Source organism: Prolixibacter sp. NT017, from assembly GCF_009617875.1.
Taxonomy (GTDB): Bacteria; Bacteroidota; Bacteroidia; order Bacteroidales; family Prolixibacteraceae; genus Prolixibacter.
The window spans coordinates 2,708,072-2,729,712 of record NZ_BLAV01000001.1; the positions used below are offsets into that span (position 1 = coordinate 2,708,072).

Here is a 21,641-nt window from a genome sequence, read left to right on the forward strand (position 1 = left end):
TCTTCGTATTAATCGGTTACATTAGAATTTAAGACCCAGTGAGAATCCAAGACTTTTCGTCGACGGAATACTCAGGAACTCTGTTCCGGGCAGAATTTGCTGACCGCGCAGGGCAAGCGTTTCCGGATCGACATCCTTATTCTGGGTGAATTCCAAAACATTTCTGGCTACAAACGAGAGGTTCAGATTGGAAGCCGCAGTAGACTTCGTGTGGAAGATATTTCTAAAAGTGTAGCCCAAACGGAATTGCCTCAACTTGAGGAAAGAAGCGTTGTACATGAAGGCTTCGTTGTTGGTAGCGTTATAATACGCGTTGTAATAGGTCGCTGCATCCACTTTCACTGTATTCGGAACATAGTTGCCGTTGCCGTCATCCATCACTCCTTTTCCGACAATTCCGGTTTCGCGGCCCGGCAAGGTTTCAACCGACATACCACCAGCCATGACACCCAATTCGGTATACGAATAGAATTTGCCGCCCTGATGCCAGTCCCACAGGAAGTTCAGGTTGAAGTTTTTCCAGGAGAGGTCATTCGACCAGGTGAGAACAAAATCGGGATTATAGTTACCCAACAACGTGTTTTGACTTGTAGTGAACTGAGGCACGCCGTTTTTGTACACGATGTTCCCTTTATCGTCCCTGACAAATGAATTTCCGTACATGTTACCCAACCGCTCTCCTACTTTGGCAATGTATTGAATGGCGCGATAGTAGCGGTCGTACTGCGTTACCTGGGCATAGGTATAACTGGTGATTCCGCCCGGCAATGCTGTTACTTTGGCCACGTTGTGACTGAAGTTGAACGTCATGTCCCAGTTCAACTTGTCAACGGTATTGGAACGGAACGGAGAAGCTGTTAATACCAGCTCGATTCCCTTGTTATTGATGGAAGCTCCATTGACGTAAGCATTGGAGTAACCCGATGAAACCGGTACCGGAAGTTTCACCACTTCGTTTTTGGTATCCGAGTTATAAACAGCAGCGTCAATTCCGATGCGGTTATTCAGGAACTTCATATCCAAACCAAATTCCGTCGTTGTGGTAGACGAAGGTTTCAGGTTCGCGTTAGCCAGCACACTGTTACCGGTCGTCAACGGATAATTGTTAAACGGAGTCTGCGTGACGTACGTATTGTTGATGGAATACGGATCGGCATCCCGTCCAACCTTGGCAGCAGAAGCCCTGACTTTCAGCAACGAAATGGCTTTCGGCATTTGCACCATGCTGGAGATGACCGCGCTCAACGAAGCCGAAGGATAGAAATAGGAATTGTTTCCTTTGGGCAGCGTGCTGGAGTGGTCATTACGAGCAGTCACATTCAAAAAGAGCTGTCCTTTGTAGTCGAAATCGCCTATCGCATACATACTGTAGATGAGCTTTTTCGATTTTTCCAGAAGCGTAGGCAACTGGTTCCTGGCATTCGAGAAGTTGTAAAGTCCCGGAGTAATCAGCGCGTTAGCAATATTCCGGGTATACGTAATGTTTTGCAGGAAGCGGTTACCTCCAAATGAGCCGCTGGCATTGAATATCGAACTCTGCTTTTTCTTATAACTTAACAGGAAGTCCGTGTTATTCTCGAAATAGTTCACATCGTCTGTACGGAAACCGCCGGTAGGAAAACGCACAGTAGTGAATGCGCGGTGACCTTCGCGGCTATCCACATAAAAATCCGATCCGGTTCGTACCATCAGGTTCCAGTGCGGGTCGAAATCGTATTTCAGCGACGCATTACCCAGCACCCTGTTTTTATTGAAACTATTCACGTTATCGTAAAGCGTTACATACGGATTATCGTGGTTTTTCCAGTAACGGAACTGATTTTGCTGGTCCCTGCCTACCTGCCACTGTTTTTTCAGTGAGTTGATGTCGATGTTCATCGGCATGCCGTAAACTCCGAAGAAAGTATACATCACACTCTCCGAACCGTAACCAATGTTCGGACGGTTGGAACTGCCGCTGTTGATGAAATTGATGTATACATTGGACGTTAACTTGTTTCCAAATTTATGCTGGCCACGAAGCGCAACGGTGTAGCGTTTCAGGTCGGTTCCGGGCAGAATGCCTTTGTTATACAACTGACCAAATGAGAAGCGGTAACTTCCGTTGTCCGTTGCTCCGGAGAACGCCAGACTGTTTTCGGTCGTAACGCCTGTCTGCAGGAATTTCTTAAAATGGTCCGCATGTCCGATCCACGGAGTCGGTGTTGCTGTTTTGCCACTTTGTCCCAATGCAACGAGGTCGCCGGCCTGCAAATTCGTTCCCGGCACCGGGCTGTCAAACTGCAGCACATCTAACGACGGGTCAAATTTAAGTCCCCAGTTCGGGATATTATTTTCGTTGGAAGTTCCTCCGTTGACAAACGAATAAGTGGTCGGTGTACCGGAAAGCGGATAAGCATCGATACCGGCACCATATTGGTTCTGAAGACGGGGTAATTTCAAAGGTGTCTCCAGTGTGGTGGATGAATGAAAGCTAACGCCAACCAATCCTTTTTTCGAGGCACCTGTTTTCGTTGTTATCACCACAGCACCGTTGGCTGCGCGTGAGCCATACAAGGCAGCGGCAGTAGAACCTTTCAGTACGGTCACATCGCCAATGTCATAGGGATTAATTTCGGCGGCACCGTTGCCCCAGTCAACTTCGGCCCATGTTCCTTCGCTGGAGGAATTCTCGACCGCATCGTTGAAATACGTTTCATTGTTGATCGGAACACCATCGACGACAAATAACGGCTGGTTACTTCCTGAAAAGGAATTCTCACCGCGAATGACAATGCGGGAAGTAGATCCTACTCCTGCCCCTCCGTTGGTGACATAAACGCCTGCCAGCTTTCCGCTCAGGTCGTTGATTAGGTTGGGAGCCGTTACCTGTGTCAACGCTTTCGGACTTAACGTCTGAACAGCATATCCCAGATTAATTTTCTCCTTTTTAATACCAAGGGCCGTCACCACCACTTCCTGAAGCCCGGCTTTATCCTCTTTCATGGTCACGTCGATATTGGTTTGGTCGGTAACCGGCACCGCCTGGGTGGTATAGCCTAGATAAGCGAAAATCAGAACAGGATTGTCTTCGGTGACGTTCAGTGTATAGTTTCCTGAAACATCGGTCACGGCCCCGTGGGCCGTTCCTTTTACCACAATGCTTGCTCCGATTAACGGCTGACCTGTTGTGTCGACTACTTTCCCCTTAATCGTTTTGCCCTGGGCAAACGCTTGAGAAGATATGAACAACAATCCAAGCAGCCATAACATAAAACGTCGGCCATTGCGAATGGATGGCTGTACCGCAAAATGATTTTTCATGAGTTAAATTTTGGATTCAATACTTAAAAGAGTTGTTTTTCAACGGTTGAGAAGCCGGGCGAAATAATCATTCCGGGCTACATCAAACAGTCACGTGATATCAATCTGTTTCTCAACTCCGAAGATGGGAAAGCGTCATTATGCGGACTTAAATCATCATTTAAAATAAAATCAACTCCAAATTAAAACCGGATTAGAATGAAATTAGCAGGGAATTATATTACAATAATTATTTACGTATGTAATATATTTTTAACGGTTATCTATCAATCGTAATACTTTTGTAATAACCGATTAGCAAAGCATATACGTCCCAATAAAAATATCCGAAACAAGCCTAAATGATATAGATACAAGCGTTTCTTTCGTATCTCGAACAACTATCCTTTCCTGGCCGTCGCTGGGAGAAGAAAACGTTAGACCACTATATCACAAAACCTTATCATTTTTAGTTACGACACAAACTTTTGACGGTCATCCAACGTGGTGTAACATCTTTGCAACAAGCTGTCGACAAGCCGTTTTTCGATAAAAAGTCATCCAATAAGTGAAATTTTGGGAATGAAAAAAGACCAAACTCTGGAGCGTTCATTCTTTAGAAGAAGCTTCCGGGTTCAGTCTTTCGGGAAGGAGAAGAATATATGATGGATTATCGGTTTTCGGGATACATGTGGGGTTTTTACATTAGATTGTCAATTATTCCGTATTACAAATTGCGACCGCTGTTACTGCTCCTGCATAACGTAGCCAAAACCAATCCGGGTCTTAATCAAACTCTGATGATAGCCGTTATCCATTTTATTTCGCAACGAATTGATGTAAACATCCACGATATTGGACCGCTGATCGAATTTCTTATTCCAGGCTTTCTCGCTCAGTTCTGAACGGCTGACCACTTTGCCTTTGTTCACCGCCAGGTATTCCAGCAGGTTGTATTCTTTCGAACTGAGTTTAATGGGCCTGCGATTCCGGAAAGCAGTCTTGGCATACCGGTTAATTTCTAGGTCGGCAATCTGGATGGTATCGACAGCAACCGGAGCTTCCACCACCCTTTTCAACAAGACTTTAATCCGGGCCTTCAGTTCACTGAGATTAAAAGGGATGGACAAATAATCATCGCAGCCACATTCAAAGCCGCAAAGTTTATCCTCGATCTTTTCCGATGCCGATAAAATCAGTATCGGAACCTGGTAATTGTTCTCCCTGACGTTTCTGCAAAACTGATAACCATCTGATTCAATTGTTTTCACAGCTATCAGGATTAAATCATAGTGTCCGGACAACGCCAGCGCTTCGCCGGTTTCATCGACGTAGGCAATGTCGGCTTCATATCCAAACTCGTTCAGGCTCTGTTTCAGGGATGAGGCGGTTTTTAGATTTTCTTCAATGATTAATAGTCTTTTTGTCGACATTCCGGGTGCTTTTGGGTTCATAATCAGTTCCGTCAATTACTTCAGAACAATAATAAACCCAAGGCTTTAAAATGGATTAAGAACCAGATTAAAATGAGATTAGAATTTGAAGCTATTTTACGCGTTATTGGGAAATGAAACCGTTACCTCGGTTCCCTTTTGCAGTTCGGAGGAGATGGATAAAGTTCCCCCGTGCAGTTTAATAATCCGGTGAGCCAGCGACAAACCGATACCGAATCCTTCGAAGCTCCGGGCATTGGTTCCCCGGTAGAAAGGTTCAGCGATATTCTGAAGTTCTGCTTCAGCAATCCCCACGCCCTGGTCTTTGACAGAGACCGTGACGGAACCGGCTTTTCCCGTTATCCCAACAACCACTTCTTTATTGTTGGAAAATTTACAGGCATTGCCAATGATGTTAATGAAAGACGCCCGTAACAAACTCTCGTCGCCCCTGACCGATAACCATCCGGACTCTTCCGGCAACCGGGACATGTCAAGCCGGATTTGATTGTCGGGGTTGTTATTTTCCCATTCGTGAACCAGCTCTACCAGTAATTCATCTATCCGGACCGGCGTGTTCGTCACCTCTTCACGGGTGTTTCCTGCCTGTGCCAGTTTCAGCAGACTCGTAATTAAACTGTCAAGCCGTTCGGATTCCTTCTCAATAATCTGAAGCGCCTTTTTATAATCATCCGCACTCCGCTCCTGCTGAAGGGAGACTTCCGCCTCACCCAAAATGGCTGTCAATGGATTCCGCAACTCGTGAGAAGCGTTGTTGACAAAATTGCTTTGCAGCTGAAAAGCGGTTTCCAGCCGGTCGAGCATGTGATTGAAAGTAACAGCCAACTCCGAGATTTCATCTTTGTTATCGATTGCATCCAGACGGAGATGCAGGTTGTGCGCACTGATATCCTTCGCCTTCTCCGTAATGGCTGCCATGGGTTGCAGCACCTTTCCGGCATACAAACGTCCAATAAAATAAATGACAATCATCCCGATGAAAAAGGCTATCAGCAGCACATGCAACAGGTTGTTGAGCTGAGCCTGTCCGTACCGGTTCTTTGCCGAAACAATCACCACAAAATTGCCCTGGTTGTCGAAATAGAGAATACCCACATGATAGATTTTCCCGGTTCGAAACCGGGCATGCTTTTGGCTAAGAATCTCGACCAGGAAAGAGGGACTGAAATTCCGGGGAATATGTTGGTTATTGATCAACCGTTTCATGCTGTCCGTCGGGATGATCGTCTCTTTTTCTTCCGATAGCTTATGAAGGTATTTTTCCTGAATTTCCGCGTACATCTCCGAACTCACTTCATCCTTCTCAAAATGGATTCCGGCAATGACGTTGGCGCGTTCACTCAGTCGCTGGTAAAATTCGTAATCGGTATAACGGTCGGAGAAAATGTAGATGAAAACCATGATGACCAGCAGAACCGAACCGGCGAGAAGTGTGAAGATGAGCGTGATTTTGTTGCGGATTTTCATAACCGGACTATTCCTCTTTCATGATGTATCCCATCCCCACCACCGTGTGAATCAGCCGCGAATCGAAGCCTTTATCGACCTTCTTCCTCAGGTAATTCATGTACACATCAATCACATTGGTACCCATGTTGAAATTGATGCCCCACACATTTTCCAGCAGGTCGACCCGGGACAGCACCTTTCGCTGATTCTTCATCAAATACTCGAGCAGGCGATATTCTGTAGAAGTCAGCTTAATTTCCCGGCCTGCCCTGACCGCAATTTTCGTGTTCCGGTTGAGCATCAGATCGGATATCTCCAGCTGGTTTCCGGTCTCGAGGGAAAGGTTCTTTCTTCGCGAAAGCGCCCTGATTCGGGCCGTCAGTTCCTTAAATTTAAACGGTTTCACGAGGTAATCGTCGGCGCCCGAATCCAATCCTTTGGCAATGTTATCGGTGGTTCCGAGGGCGGTCAACATTAAGATGGGGACGTCGATAAAGCCCAGCTTCCGTATTTTCGTACAAACTTCCAGACCGTTCATCCCGGGAAGGACAATGTCCAGAATCACCAGGTCGACTTCATTCTGGGTCAGCAATTCCAATCCTGTGGGACCATCGTATGCAGCAAAGACCGAGTAGCCCTGCTCTTTCAATCCTTTTTTGATGAATGCGACCACATTCTGTTCGTCCTCTATCAGCAGTATGTTCATCGTTGTAAAAACAAAGAATCGCTTAAAGGTAATTTTATTTAGATTTCTTCAAGTTAAGCTGAGGTAATTTTTGAGGAAAGAGAAGGCACAGGCATAGGCGAAGAAGAAGATGGGAAGATCGGGAAGTTTCCAGCCCTGCCATTTGCAAGTGGCTCAAGCCATGGCGGTATCATTCTCCTACGCGTCCCTTTAGTATCATCAATAACCATCAGTCTTCCCTCCAGACAGGCCCAAAGCCCTGAATGTCAAAACAAGTAAAAAAGCAGTAACAATTTAACTACATGTGTGTTATTCTAAAAGAACAACGTTTTCAAAACCAGAAAATCAATGAATACCTCACGCAGAAAATTCATCTGGATTGCCTCTGCAGCATCGGTTGGTGTTCTGAGCGTTCCGGTACTCCCAAAATTGTACAATTCAATTACCGGGGGACAAAGGGTTTCACCCCATCCCCTGAACAAAAATTTCCCGGCAGACATCGATTTGGAGTTCACCGCCAGTCCGGATCAAGTGCAGCTTCTCAACGGTAGTAAAACGAATGTTTATACCTACCAAACCCGCATCCTGAAAGCAGAGAATGCTTCAGTAGATAAATTGCCGGGCAGCTATCTTGGTCCGGTTATCCGGGTAAAACAAGGACAAAACGTTCGTGTTCGTTTTAAAAATCAACTGCCGCGTGAAAGTGTGATTCACTGGCATGGATTGCATATCCCGCAGAAGATGGATGGCCATCCCATGTATGCCATCGACAAGGGCGGGGAATTTGTCTATGAGTTCACCGTCAACAATCGCCCCGGCACGTATTGGTTCCATCCGCACCCCGACAAGTACACCGGCCCACAGGTATATTATGGCCTGGCCGGACTGTTCATTGTCGAAGGCGATGAAACGGGGTTACCCGACGGAGAATATGACGTGCCGTTAGTTATTCAGGACCGAAAAATAGATGCTGACAATCAGCTGGTATACCTCGATGGTGGACGAATGGCCCGTATGCAGGGCTTTCTGGGTGACAGAATACTGGTCAACGGCCAACCCGACTGGAACCTCGATGTGAAAAAAGGCACCTACCGGCTCCGCATCTTAAATGGCTCCAACTCCCGTATCTACAAACTGGCCTGGAGCGATGGCAGTGATATCGTGGCCATCGGAACAGATGGCGGCCTGCTGGAAAAACCGGTAACGAGGCCCTACCTGATGCTTTCTCCGGGCGAGCGCATCGAAATATGGAAAGACTTCTCCTCCCATAACGACGGCGAAGAAGTGCGGTTAAAAAGTCTTTCCTTCAAAACCGGTTCTCCCATGGGAGGCGGCGGAATGATGGGGGGCATGATGGGAGGCGGACAACAACAAACACCCAACGGAACAGCCTTCGATTTGGCATCGTTCCAGGTAACGCCACAAGCCGGCGTACAGAAAGAGCTCCCGGCTGCCTTCGCAAAACACAGGATATTGTCTCCCTCGGATGCTGTGAATGCCAACAACCCCAGAACATTTCATTTCTCGTTCGAACGGATGCAATGGGTCATCAATGGCGAAACCTTTGAAATGATGGGGGTAGCCGACTGGGAAAAAGTAAAACTCAACACCACCGAAATATGGGAATTCATTAATGGTGGTGGCAGCCGGGGCATGGGCCGGATGGGCAACATGATGCAAATGCCCCACCCCGTTCACTTGCATGGTTTGCAATTCAGAATAATCGACCGCGATGTCTCCGACATGAGCGCCTCGGTCTGGGAATCGGTAAAAGATGGTTTCGTTGACCAGGGCTGGCAGGATACGTTCCTGCTTATGCCGGGAATGAAAGTGCAGGCGGTAATGAAGTTCGAAGACTTTACCGGAATCTTTGTCTACCACTGCCATAACCTGGAACATGAAGACATGGGCATGATGCGGAATTATGAGGTCATTGCATAGCAGGCTCAAAACCAATGGACACTAAAATTAAAAAACGGTTCAACCGGGTGCGCAACATAACCGAATGAACTCAACCAGGTCATAACAGACATGTCAAGCACAATTTCGATCTGAAAAACCAGATCATCGTCTCTATTTTAAAAGTTGAATCCAAAAAATCAATTACCATGAAAGCACTAGTTTTAATCTTTACCATGATTACATTCCTTTCAGCGAAAGGATTTAGTCAGCAAGCAGACGCGAACAAGCTCCTCGAAAACCAGGAAACACGACAGGCTATTTTTAAAGCCATCGCGGGCAACCCCGACATGATGAGCGACTTTACGAAAGTGGCCAAACAGAACAAAAAGGCCATGATGATGATGAACAGCGAAACCATGGGCAAAGACCGGCAAATGGAAATGGGCGACAAACAGGAAGAAATGCACGGCAACAAGACCATGATGGGCAAGGATAAAATGGGACAAAAAGGAACCATGATGGGCAGTGAGAATATGTCGGACCGAATGGAAATGATGAACCAGATGATGGATAACCCCGGCACGAGACAACAAATGATGGAGAACATGATGAACAAAACGGACAAGGATACCGCCATGAGAAATCAGTTTATGCACATCATGTCACAACATCCCGAAATGATGAAAATGATGCAGGAGAAAAGCATGATGAAGTCGCAGCATATGAAGAAGAATAAAATGGAGAAACAATCTCACATGAAAAATAAGTAACCTGCGTACGGAAGGTGCTTTATTCCAGCAGAATCGATTGTTTTCGATTCTGCTGGAAACCTTAAAATCTGGTGATAAACATGCTGAACGTAACATTTCTGAATTTTCTTGAAAACCCCTCGTTTGTCATACCTTGGTACCTGGTTGGTGCCATTGCCGCCATATGGGTGGTATGGGACGTTTTCAAAGTGAACACCCGTGTGAATACGGCATTAAAATATGCCTGGCCCATCATTATGATTTTCTTTTCAGTCATCGGGCTCGCGTTGTATCTCATTACTTGCAGGCCACCCGGGATTGGAAAAAAGAAAGGAAAGGATGAAATCGATTACCACCATCGATATGTTTCGGCCAAATGGAAAAAGGTGACCGGTTCGGTAATGCATTGCGTAGCCGGCGATGGCCTGGGAATCATGACAGCCATGGTCATCAGCCGGATGATCGATTTAAATTTCTGGCCGGAGTTCTGGTTCGAATATGCTGTTGGATTCTTATTCGGATGGTTCATCTTTCAGTTTATCGCCATGCGCAAAATGGCAGACTCAACTTCCAAAGCGCTCTGGCTGGCCGGAAGGGCAGAGTTCTTCTCGATGATAACCGTCATGGTCGGAATGGGTTTGGTCATGCGCTTCGTTACTCCGGAAATAGCCGGCCTAAGCCCCAATCCGGATACGTTTACCTTCTGGGGATTTGGCGCACTGGGGTTGTTCGTCGGCGCAATATTTACCTTTCCCATGAATTGGTGGTTGGTATCAATCGGGTGGAAACACGGGATGAGCTAAGGCTTAAAATCGGCATGAAGAAGTTCGAAATAACGGGATATCTCATGTTGCACAACCTCTTTTTACTCCCCCAACCCTCTCTAACATCGCGAGGGGAAATTCGAATCCAGTCCGGATGGGGTGAGTAAAAATTATCAGCCAATCCATAATCGAAGCATTATACCGCGTAGCGGTTTGGTTATGGTAGAATGGTGGCGATAAACGCTGACATTTCCCCGTAGGGGATGTACCAATCGTCAATCTCGGTTAAAGGTATTCTAATGTATAACTCCTACGGAGTAACGGACTTCCATTCAACATTTCGGCTACAATACCGAATGCCCTACGGGCAATCGTTCCTTGGTTACTGATAAAGACGGATGATCCGAAGCCGTCCCGGATGGGGTGAGCAAACATCAACCGTCTCATCCGACAAAATCTTTTTCTACTCACCCAACCCGCTCTAACAGAGAGAGGGGAAATTCAGACGCAGTCCGGATGGGGTGAGTAGAAATTAACAACCGACTTATAAGCGAAGCATTATACCGCGTAGCGGTTTGGGTATGGTAGAATGGTGGCGATAAGTGCTGATATTTTCCCCGTAGGGGATGCACAATTATTCAATCCCGGATAAATGAATTCTAATGTATAACTCCTACGGAGTAACGGTCTTCCATTCAACATTTCGGCTACAATACCGAATGCCCTACGGGCAATCGTTCCTTGGTTACTGGTAAAGACGGATGATCCGAAGCCGTCCCGGATGGGGTGAGCAAATATATAATCCGGCAACAACCGACTCAACCTCTTTTTACTCACTCAACCCGCTCTAACATAGAGAGTAGAAATTCAGACGCAGTCCGGATGAGGTGAGTAAAAATTATCAGCCAATCCATAATCGAAGCATTATACCGTGTAGCGGTTTGGGTATGGTAGAATGGAGACGATAAGTGCGGGCATTTCCCCGTAGGGGATGTACCAATCGTCAATCCCGGTTAAAGGTATTCTAATGTATAACTCCTACGGAGTAACGGACTTCCATTCAACATTTCGGCTACAATACCGAATGCCCTACGGGCAATCGTTCCTTGGTTACTGATAAAGACGGATGATCCGAAGCCGTCCCGGATGGGGTGAGCAAACATCAACCGTCTCATCCGACAAAATCTTTTTCTACTCACCCAACCCGCTCTAACAGAGAGAGGGGAAATTCAGACGCAGTCCGGATGGGGTGAGTAGAAATTAACAACCGACTTATAAGCGAAGCATTATACCGCGTAGCGGTTTGGGTATGGTAGAATGGTGGCGATAAGTGCTGATATTTTCCCCGTAGGGGATGCACAATTATTCAATCCCGGATAAATGAATTCTAATGTATAACTCCTACGGAGTAACGGTCTTCCATTCAACATTTCGGCTACAATACCGAATACCCTACGGGCAATTCAATAATAATATCCTGACCATCCCAAACCACTGTCGGGGTCTCCGACCACCGACAGGGCAACTTGCCACGATGCACCAATCCCGAATGGTCAGTCAGGGCTGCGACCACACAAAAAGGATGTCATCCCTCAGCAGGGATGACATCCTTTCGTTGTCCTGAAACCAGGGCTAAGCTTTTATCTTATGCCTGGGGTTCGTCGCCTGACGTGGTGTCGGTGGTATCGCCGTCAGCCGGCGTCTCTTCCTCTTCCTCGTCTTCCGGCAATGCCGCCGACGAGCCGTAAATCACATAATCGTTGTAATACGCCTCGTTTTTGCCTTTCCAGTAACGCTTGCCCGCGTCGCACACCTGGGTAATCATCCCATAAAGTTCGTTGCCCACACGGGCCCGCGTCTGGCTGGCTTCGTCGCGCTGGTCAATAGCCTGCTTCACCGCGTCGATGGCATTGTCCAAAACCTCGCCATCAGCTTTCAAGCCGTCAATAAAGGCCTGCATCCCGTCGGCCGCTGTTAGTGTTTCGCCAAAGCGTTCGGCCGTTTTCAGCAATCCTTTCGCATACCGCACCAGCTCGTCGTTCTTCAATCCCGATGCGCCGGCAAACCGAAAGCTTTGAAATTCGGCCGAATCGGTTCCAAACAACAGCCCCGTTCGCAATTGAAACATGTCGATGGAACGCAGCAGCACCTTACGGGCATTTTTCTCGGCAGCCCTTTTCATTTTTTTAATTCCCAGCCAGTAGTCATCCGACTCTACCGACTTACTCTCGTCCACCTTATCTTTTATTTCCGTATCGAAGGTGGCCGAAAACCCCAGGGAGAGAAAAACCTCCTTGTCACGGGTGTACAGGTACACCATGTGGTCGCCACGCTGGTTCAGTTCGGCATAGCCAAAAGAAAAATCGGTTGCTTTTTCACTCATAATAACTTGTTTTTAGTAAGGAAAGTTAAACTGGTTCAATCCGCTCCCGATAGTTATTTCGACGGCGGAGCGGTCGGAAAGGAACAACAGTCCTTCCGTTTAGTACTTCTCCCGAAAGCCGGAAACGGTTTCGTTTGCCTTTTCAGGGAAAGAGTGAGATGGATAGTGCCGGAGTGGATACTCCCTTATCCGTTTGGTTTATTTTCTGAATCACTGGCAATGTACCGGGCCCTAAAAGCTGCCCCGAAAGTTATCAACGCTACATGAAAAGCTCTCAAGCCTGTTGGCAAAGTGCTCAACACTACCGTGAAAATGCTCAACACAGGTATAAAAACTGTCAAGGTTACTTCAAATCCCGTCAACGCTACATGAAAAGCTCTCAAGCCTGTTGGCAAAGTGCTCAACACTACCGTGAAAATGCTCAACACAGGTATAAAAACTGTCAAGGCTACTTCAAATCCCGTCAACGCTACATGAAAAGCTCTCAAGCCTGTTGGCAAAGTGCTCAACACTACCGTGAGAATGCTCAACACAGGTATAAAAACTGTCAAGGCTACTTCAAATCCCGTCAACGCTACATGAAAAGCTCTCAAGCCTGATGGCAAAGTGCTCAACGCTGCTGAATTCGATTGCTTATCCGGGCTTGATGGAGTTTACATCCGTGTTGACGACATATTATTCCGGCTTGACCATTATCGTTAACGTGTTGAAGGGATACCGGCCCGGCTTGACCACTTTCTCTGTTGTGTCGAGGTAAATCACAACCGGCTTGACTGCTTTCGTTGTCATGTTGATACAAACCGCAACCGGCTTGACTGCTTTCGTTGTCATGTTGATGCAAACCGCAACCGGCTTGGCCGCTTCGGGATTAGCCTTGAAGGCGATCCATACTGGCTTGACCATTTTTCAGCAGTCCTTTACGGGATAACCAGGCTAAAAACCCGCCAGCCGCTTAATGACATAGTACATTGCAATAGCGAATAGGTCAAAGAACGCTTCGCATTCGTATGGATCATAAAAGAGAAAGCCTCCGCCTTTCCTGCTCCACTGTTCTGTACGCCCGCTAAAGTTTCCGTTTTTATGTCCTGATAACGAATGAGTTTTTAACTTAAGCAAAAAATATGTTTTATGCTAAAAATTTTGATGAACGGTCGTTTTTCTGTGGTGAACGTATGGATCTGGTATGCGAAGGAAAATTATGATAATAGAAAAATGGGGTTCATGAAGGAACTGAAAACCAATTTCAGAAAGTTTTTTATTACCTTGAAATGCCTTAACGACCAGCAAATGAAAACTGACCAGAACAAATTGAAAATCCACTGGGCAAGCTTAAGATATAAGATACCAAAGGTACACATAACACTCCCGTATGGGAAATATATGTTACTTTTAGTACACATACAAACTAGTTAGCGGCAAGGCTGAAAATAAGCAAGCAAAATCGAATTTATGAAAGAAAAGATTTTAGAGACCGAATTTTTCAAAATCAGATATCCTTTAGACTGGGAATATGAAATTGTTGACAATTACATTCATACAATTTTTGACGAACATGGTGTTGGAGCTTTTCAATTTTCTTCATATGTAAGTCGAGACACTGAATTAAAGTTTAACATTAATGAAGAACAAAAGGAATTTGAAAATTCAATAATCAAAACGTACCCAAATTTCGACGCCATTTTTTTTACTGACACGATATCTGACAATGAATATTTTATAGCAAAATGGATAATTGGGAAAGGAAATAAAAAGATATTTCTTACTTATTCGGTAGATAAGAAATCCCTCAACCGTAAAAGACAAAAAAAGGAAATGGAAAAGATTGAATCCATTATTAACGAACTTGAATTAAAATGAAAGCCCAGCCGCTAACAATTTGTAATATGGCAGGCGGGGGTTTTAGCGGTCTGACAAGTCAAACCTCGTGCCCACTTTCCTGCGGGTCTGACACGATTTCTTCCAGAAATCCCGCCCGACCACATACAAGTGACCGTTATGCCCAATTTAACAGACAGAATTTCGCCATATATAGCAAGCTTGATTAAATGGAAATATTAATATCATGAAAAAACGCCTAACGGTTAACGGGATTGCTTAATCTAAAACAAATGAATTATTTAAGTGCACTAATTATATGCAAAGTAAGCGGGACTCCAATTAAAATAAGTGAGTTACGACACATACAGAAAAATGGGAAAGAACTTGACCCTTTTTTGCGAGCAATTGTAGAACTTAATAAAGGTGGAGTAAGATACGATAGAAAAAAACTGTCAGAATACTATTTGAATGGCGGTAATGTAGAGAATATCTCTCATGGACTTGTAATTGCTAGAAAGGTTGGGCAGTTTTTATCATTATCGGAGGCAATTGACACAGATAAGAAAGGAATAGATTTTATAAAATATTTTGAAAATAAATTAAAAACAGGGCATAACAATTTGTAATATGGCAGGCGGGTTTCATCTCGGTTTGACAAGTCGAACCAGTGTTGCCACCCTCCTGCGGTCTGACAGGATTTCTGTTGGACCCCGAAGCATCGGGGCCGCCCGACCACATACAAGTGACCGTTAGCAGTAATTATGAAGAACCATTGAAACGATGAGTATAAAAGAAAAAAAACGTTTTCAAGACACAGATTGGGACATATCTCAATGGCAAAAAGTTATTTTGGTAAAGTGTCCTAATTGTGGGAAAAGAGCAGAAATAAACCACAAAAGAGGAATTTTCTCTCCATTTTTTGAGGAGGGAATAAATATTACTTGTTCCAATTGTTCGTATAATTTTAATGAGAATCTTTATCACTATCGGCTTGAAGTTGACAGAAATTGTGGGAATTGCGGCGAGAAAATAAAAAGAATAATCCCAAACCTAAAAACTAAAAAAGAGACAATAAGGATTAAGTGCGATAACTGTGGAGAAACACAAAATTTTAAACCATCATATTCTTATATACTAAGACAATTTCAAAATCAAGATGGAGAAAAAGACAAGATTTTTGGATTAAGTCTTTGGTTGCAAGAGAGTATCAAAAACGAAATATTGTGGGCATATAATTATGACCACTTGAAATTTTTAAAAAGTTACATTGAGGCTGATTTAAGAGAAAGCTACGGAATGACACTTTCTGCAAAACTGCCAAAATTTATAAAAGACAAGAAAAACCGAGATAAGTTATTGAAACTGATAGATAAGATGTGGAATAAAAAATAACTACTGCTAACACAGTACATATTGCAGGGCGGAGTTTGGTGGTACGCCAACTGCGGATTCTCGTTTCGCAGTTCCATGTCCTTCGGACAGGAACGCTCTCCGAAATCCGCCCCGACAACATGTACCAACCGTTAATTACCAACCATATAAAGAAACGATAGTACAAAAATGAAACTGATTGATAGAATAACATACGTAACATTTGGGATTAACATTGCAGCGATACTTTTTTATTTCATCGGACTACCGATTATTGTGATTACTATTCCTGATGCTTTTGACAAAATAACTGCGAACAAAGGACAGAATCCATACAATATTGTAATGACTATTGTATCAATGATTGTATTTTTTCATTGGATTTATTGCATCTGGTTTTTGTTTAAATATGACAGATATTCAAAATCTATTTTCCCACTTTTCTTTTTTAATGCATTATATGCTCCGATTTACTTTTATCGTGTAAGGATTAAGAAAAGACCGTTAAGAAACAAGATTAATAAACCAAAACAGGACATCGAAACTGAAGATATGAGCATTACCGATGACGAATTTGAAGATTTGACAAGGAATAATGTTTTTGGAGTTATTGACTTATGGGCATCAGAAAAAAGTCAACTTGATTATCAAAAAGAAGTGCCGATTGCTCAGGTCTCAGCCGAATTATTTTGTCAGTGGGAGGATTTCTATAATCCTGATTCGAGTGACTTTAAGCAAGCGTTTAATAAGAATGAATTAGAAATACTTGCTGAATTTGACAAAGCTTTAAATGAAACAGTGGACAAAACTCCTGAGAATCCACCGCAGATTGAGGAATTTATTAAGACTCAGGAGTGGATTGATATGAATAAAAAAGCGATAGAGATAAAGAACAAATTAAATACGGTTGGTAACACGCAATATACGTAAGCCGGGGGATGTGGGTAATTTGAACTTTTGTACATTTACTCAAAAACATTACGGCTTGATAGGTTGGAGCTTAGAAATCCCGGCCTCCGCATATTGCCACCGTAAACCAACAAATTGACACAGATCAAATTATTTAATCACAGATATAACAACCTAACCTTTAAATCTCATGAAAAAAGTACTTGCGATCATCCTTTGTACATTTGCCTTCTCAGGTAATTTGATAGCACAGTGGCAACAATCCAATGGTCCCTACGGCGGTGACATACGGGCACTCGCAGTTGATACAGCCACGAACCATCTGTTTGCAGGCCTTAATCATGGAGGGGTTTACAAATCAACCGACAATGGAGCCAGTTGGACCATGGTAAACAACGGTATCGAATTCAATACCGTTTCTACTCTCGCCGCAAGCGACGGTAAGATTTTTGCCGGCACCTACGATAATGGCGTATTTATCTCAACTGATGATGGCAATAGCTGGACCGCAATTAATAATGGTTTGACCACTTATGGCAAATTTGTTAGTAGTATCGTTGTATACCGGGATTATATATTTGCCGGAACGAATGACGGTGTTTATTTTTCTTCGAACAATGGTAGTACCTGGACTTCGGTCAACAGCGGAATTCCGGACAATGTCTTGCATGTTCACTCGTTGCTGATAAGTGGGGGAATCTTATATGCCTCCGTTGCCGGAGGAGGCATCAATGGAGGCATTTACAGGTCGGCTGATAACGGTCGAAACTGGGTTGAAGTTAACAATGGCTTGTCGGGGAACAGTTTAAATGTTTTCTCGATGGCAACAAACGGAAACATGATTTTTGCAGCCACAAATGGTGGTATTTATACATCGACCGATAATGGTGGCACCTGGACTGAAAAGTCGAATTTATCGACATGGTCTGTAGCTGTAAATGGGAGCAATATTTTTGCCGGAACGATTGGCAGCGGTATTTATTTCTCGCCTGATAATGGTGACACCTGGACAGCAGTCAATGACGGAATACCAGCTAAGTATATTGGGGCTTTTGTTATATCTGGCAACAATATTTTCGCCGGAACCTGGGATGGGGGTATTTTCTTGTCAACCAACAATGGTACCAACTGGACCGATGCGAATGAAGGTATCACCGGCATGGCTATTAGCTCCATCGTCCATTCCGGTGACAGAATCTTTGCCGGCGGTTATGGTGGCGTCTACACATCGACAGACCAGGGGAATAGCTGGACAATTGTGAACAATGGGTTGTTAAGTACGTCTGTTATTCCACTAGCGGTTAGTGGAAGTAATATTTTTGCGGGGACACAAAACAAGGGTATTTTCCTGTCGGAGGATAACGGTACAAGCTGGACAGAAGTAAACAACGGCTTGACAAGTACAGATATTCGTGCGCTGAACGTGAAAGGAGACAGTATTTTAGCGGGAACGAACGGTGGAGTTTTCTTATCGACGGATAACGGAAGTAATTGGGTAGAAAAAAACAACGAATTGTCAAAAGTACAGGTGATGTCAATTGCTACCCGTGACACCTGTACTTTTATTGGGACCACCAATGGTATCTTACTATCAACCGATAATTGCAACAGCTGGGTGGATGCATCCGGTGGTTTACCTAGTAATACAACGGTGTATGCCATTGTTGTAAGTGGGGATAATGTTTTTGCAGGAACTTTTGGTGACGGAGTTTACCTGTCATCGAACAATGGTAGTAGCTGGACTGCTGTCAATAACGGCCTGTCCGATCTGCAAATCATGTCATTAGCCGTTAATGAAAAAGGAATTTTTGCCGGGACATACAACGGCGGCGTATTTGTCTCGACTAACAATGGTAGTAGTTGGATCGCAGTAAATTCAGGCCTGTTATGCAAAAGAGTGAGCTCTTTAATGCTAGGTTCAAATTATGTTTATGCAGGTACTTCTGCCGCAAGTGTATGGACGAACGACGTTGGAATAACAGGTGTACGAGAAATTAAAAAGTCAGAAATTTCAGTTTTTCCCAATCCGGCTAAAGAAACTCTATTCCTTAGGGGAATCGAGCCAAACGCTGAAATTTCGATATACAACATTAAAGGGAAATTGCTCTTCAATAAAATATTAACCAGCAACCAGGTTGATATTAGCAGTTTACCTCGCGGACTTTATGCCATTAAAATTGTCGATAAGACCGGAATGAGAACCGGAAAATTTATTAAACAGTAAATGAATAACAACTGATATATGGTCGGGCGGAGCACTGATACTTCGGGACCGCCCGGCCACATGCCCGCAACCGTTGTGTTTAATTAAAATTAAAGCAACCTTAACCATAAAAAACTATCAGCAAAGAAATCCTATGCCAGAAACCAAATAATCATGAAGACATTAAAAATTTTACTTTTCGCTTTCATAATCACATTGACAAGTTGTAATAACATATTCAACAATGATGATAATGATTTTACTTACGAGACAATTGTAACTGAATCGCCTGTAAATTTGGAAAATATTAACTCTTCTTTTGATGATTACAACTCGGACCTTCCCTATCCAGCATTCAGACATGGAATTTATTTTTCAACAAATAGAAATAGTTCAGGAAACAATTTTGATATTATCTTTAAAAGCATGGATATTTCTTATCATCCCAAAGATGACATATTAAATATCTCATATGTTAGCGATGCTGGTAGTTATAATAAATATACGAACAAGATTCTTGAAACCATAAATACAGACTTTGATGAATTTGGTCCATTTTATCATTCTGGAGATGAAGATTATGAATACTTTTTCTACGCAAATAACGAATCGGGAAACTTTGATATAAAGTATGCGTCATCAAAGAAATCTGATTTTGGTACGTACAATGCTCAAGAGATAATAAATGCTCCGGAATCTTTTGAATCCATCAACTCAGAGTATGACGATTACTACCCTTGCATATTTAATGAGAATAAAAGTCTTGTGTTCTGTAGCAACAGAGAAATGGAAGTATTTAATATTTACGAAACAGCATTTGTTGAAGACGAGATTAATCCTGATTATCATGTTACCACCGACCATGAAATTGTAAGAAATGCTATTTTGTCAAGTGACAAAAATGATAAATGTCCATTTGTAGCAGGGAATATAATGGTCTTCACCTCAGACAGAGAGGGAGGTTATGGTGGATTTGATTTATATTTCTCACAGTATTTGAATGGGAAATGGTCTCAGCCACAAAATTTGGGGGATAAAATTAATTCTGAATATGACGAATATCGTCCGATTATTGTTCCATTCAGCGAATTTGATGAAACAATGTTGATTTTTTCATCGAACAGGCCAGGCGGGAAAGGCGGTTTTGACTTGTATGCCGTAAGAACAAAGACATTGCCGAAACCTGATTATGATTAAGTATTCTAATCCTAAAAAATTGAAAACTAAACACAACAATTTGTATATGGCAGGCAAGGGTCTCTTCCCGGTTCAACAAGTCAAAACAAAGTAACCACCTCCTACCAACGTAAAACATCATTCTAAAACCAAACCTCATGGAGAAAGCAAAGCAATACGAAGTTGTTGGAAATAAACTGAAATGTCCAATCTGCGAAAATGAAACGTTCGAAACTCGCGAAACGATATTAAATCGAACCTGGTTTACTATTTTCCGACTACAGTCCTGGGACAAGACAGTGATCAATTTTGTCTGTTCAAACTGCGGACATATCCTACCGTTTCTCAGGAAGGATTGAGTTACCCATTGGACGCAACGCTGAGATTCGGGCCTTCATCGATAAACCTTCCCTCGTGTTCATTGTTCCAACGTAAGCATATTCAATACCGGAGGAACCATGAGCGAAACAGTAAATCATATCAAACCATTGGGCTTTCAGTGGGAAGCCCTCGACCCATTCTTGTTTTGTGTGCATCACGAAGATTTTTTCCCGAAAGGAAATGCCAACCTGGGTCCCGACAAAAAGGAATTGGTGGGAAGAAATATCGGTCAGGATTTCCAGGTGAAAGATGGTTGGCGTATGTATCACGGGCAGACCGTTCCGGGTTTCCCCCCGCATCCGCACCGGGGTTTTGAAACGGTAACGGTGGTTCGCAAAGGCTGGGTCGACCACAGCGATTCGATGGGTGCAGCCGGCCGCTACGGTAACGGCGATGTGCAATGGATGACGGCAGGCAAAGGGTTACAGCACTCTGAAATGTTTCCGTTGGTGAACCAGGATACAGATAATCCGATGGAACTTTTCCAGATTTGGTTGAATTTACCGCGTACCAGCAAAATGGTCGAACCGCACTATAAAATGTTCTGGAACGAGGATATTCCTCGCTACGAAAAGACTGACGGGCAAAACAGGAAAACAAAAATTGAATTGATTGCCGGTCGAATAGACACCCTGGCAGCTCCGGTTCCTCCACCGGATTCGTGGGCGGCAAAAGCCGAAAACGAGGTCGCCATTTGGGTGATACACATGGAACCCAACGCAGTATTTGAGTTGCCGGCCGCTTCACCGGTGGTTAACAGACGGCTGTATTTTTATAAAGGTGACCAGCTTCAATTGAACGATACGAGCTTACCGGCATACCATTCGGCCGATTTACAAGCAGACCAGCAGATCAACATGACTGCAGGTGAGGAAGCCTGCTCTGCCTTGATTTTGCAGGGACGGCCCATGCGTGAACCCGTGGTTCAGTACGGACCGTTTGTGATGAATTCCAAACAAGAGATTGATGAGGCTTTTTCGGAGTACCGGCAAACACAATTTGGTGGTTGGCCCTGGCCGCAGGATGAAGTCACCCATGGCACCGATGCGAAACGGTTTGCCATCTATTCGGACGGCACGAAAGAGGAACGGTAATACACTTCGAACACCTTAGCA

General features: G+C 44.1%; 16 protein-coding genes. 10 read left to right on the forward strand and 6 right to left on the reverse strand.

The genetic code is table 11. From position 1 onward, the window contains the following. Positions 1 to 21 precede the first annotated feature (21 nt). The 4 genes from GJU87_RS11155 to GJU87_RS11170 all read right to left on the reverse strand — a co-directional run bounded on the left by GJU87_RS11155 (position 22) and on the right by GJU87_RS11170 (position 6,891). The gene (locus GJU87_RS11155; protein ID WP_153639592.1) at positions 22 to 3,303 is read right to left on the reverse strand and encodes a SusC/RagA family TonB-linked outer membrane protein; all 3,282 of its coding nucleotides are present in this window, start codon (positions 3,301 to 3,303) and stop codon (positions 22 to 24) included. Between the two features lie 725 nt (positions 3,304 to 4,028). Continuing rightward, entirely contained in the window at positions 4,029 to 4,715 is a 687-nt protein-coding gene (locus GJU87_RS11160) for a response regulator transcription factor (RefSeq protein WP_194831508.1), read from the reverse strand. A gap of 117 nt (positions 4,716 to 4,832) precedes the next feature. Further along, a complete protein-coding gene (locus GJU87_RS11165) occupies positions 4,833 to 6,203 on the reverse strand; it encodes an ATP-binding protein (RefSeq protein ID WP_153639594.1) in 1,371 nt (456 codons plus the stop codon). A 7-nt stretch (positions 6,204 to 6,210) separates the two neighbouring features. Then, positions 6,211 to 6,891: a response regulator transcription factor gene (locus tag GJU87_RS11170; RefSeq protein WP_153639595.1), complete on the reverse strand. Its 681-nt coding sequence runs from the start codon at positions 6,889 to 6,891 to the stop codon at positions 6,211 to 6,213. 327 nt (positions 6,892 to 7,218) lie between these two features. Here GJU87_RS11170 and GJU87_RS11175 point away from each other — a divergent pair, with 327 nt between their 5' ends. From GJU87_RS11175 to GJU87_RS11185, 3 genes are all read left to right on the forward strand, one after another. Next, a complete protein-coding gene (locus tag GJU87_RS11175) occupies positions 7,219 to 8,811 on the forward strand; it encodes a multicopper oxidase family protein (protein WP_153639596.1) in 1,593 nt (530 codons plus the stop codon). A gap of 167 nt (positions 8,812 to 8,978) precedes the next feature. Then, positions 8,979 to 9,542, forward strand: a complete 564-nt coding sequence (locus tag GJU87_RS11180; protein ID WP_153639597.1) for a hypothetical protein — start codon at positions 8,979 to 8,981, stop codon at positions 9,540 to 9,542. Positions 9,543 to 9,622: 80 nt separating this feature from the next. Further along, on the forward strand, positions 9,623 to 10,324 hold the full coding sequence (locus GJU87_RS11185; protein ID WP_153639598.1) for a DUF4396 domain-containing protein: 702 nt from the start codon (positions 9,623 to 9,625) through the stop codon (positions 10,322 to 10,324). Positions 10,325 to 11,930: 1,606 nt separating this feature from the next. Here the strand turns inward: GJU87_RS11185 and GJU87_RS11190 are convergent. Next, on the reverse strand, positions 11,931 to 12,668 hold the full coding sequence (locus tag GJU87_RS11190) for a hypothetical protein (protein WP_153639599.1): 738 nt from the start codon (positions 12,666 to 12,668) through the stop codon (positions 11,931 to 11,933). Between the two features lie 675 nt (positions 12,669 to 13,343). After that, on the reverse strand, positions 13,344 to 13,571 hold the full coding sequence (locus tag GJU87_RS11195) for a hypothetical protein (protein ID WP_153639600.1): 228 nt from the start codon (positions 13,569 to 13,571) through the stop codon (positions 13,344 to 13,346). Between the two features lie 546 nt (positions 13,572 to 14,117). On the opposite strand from GJU87_RS11195, the gene GJU87_RS11200 reads away from it, so the two are divergent. The 7 genes from GJU87_RS11200 to GJU87_RS11230 all read left to right on the forward strand — a co-directional run bounded on the left by GJU87_RS11200 (position 14,118) and on the right by GJU87_RS11230 (position 21,620). Then, the gene (locus GJU87_RS11200) at positions 14,118 to 14,525 is read left to right on the forward strand and encodes a hypothetical protein (protein ID WP_153639601.1); all 408 of its coding nucleotides are present in this window, start codon (positions 14,118 to 14,120) and stop codon (positions 14,523 to 14,525) included. 251 nt (positions 14,526 to 14,776) lie between these two features. Continuing rightward, positions 14,777 to 15,112 carry a hypothetical protein gene (locus GJU87_RS11205; RefSeq protein WP_153639602.1) on the forward strand — a complete coding sequence of 112 codons (336 nt, stop codon included), beginning with the start codon at positions 14,777 to 14,779 and terminating at the stop codon, positions 15,110 to 15,112. Positions 15,113 to 15,266: 154 nt separating this feature from the next. Beyond that, positions 15,267 to 15,878, forward strand: coding sequence for a hypothetical protein (locus tag GJU87_RS11210; RefSeq protein ID WP_153639603.1), 612 nt, complete (start codon positions 15,267 to 15,269; stop codon positions 15,876 to 15,878). Positions 15,879 to 16,046: 168 nt separating this feature from the next. Beyond that, positions 16,047 to 16,787, forward strand: a complete 741-nt coding sequence (locus GJU87_RS11215; protein ID WP_153639604.1) for a hypothetical protein — start codon at positions 16,047 to 16,049, stop codon at positions 16,785 to 16,787. 169 nt (positions 16,788 to 16,956) lie between these two features. Further along, complete coding sequence (locus GJU87_RS11220; RefSeq protein WP_153639605.1) at positions 16,957 to 18,990, forward strand: T9SS type A sorting domain-containing protein; 2,034 nt, start codon at positions 16,957 to 16,959, stop codon at positions 18,988 to 18,990. Positions 18,991 to 19,143: 153 nt separating this feature from the next. Next, complete coding sequence (locus GJU87_RS11225) at positions 19,144 to 20,166, forward strand: PD40 domain-containing protein (protein ID WP_153639606.1); 1,023 nt, start codon at positions 19,144 to 19,146, stop codon at positions 20,164 to 20,166. Positions 20,167 to 20,603: 437 nt separating this feature from the next. Next, a complete protein-coding gene (locus GJU87_RS11230) occupies positions 20,604 to 21,620 on the forward strand; it encodes a pirin family protein (RefSeq protein ID WP_153639607.1) in 1,017 nt (338 codons plus the stop codon). The last annotated feature ends 21 nt before the right edge of the window (positions 21,621 to 21,641 follow it).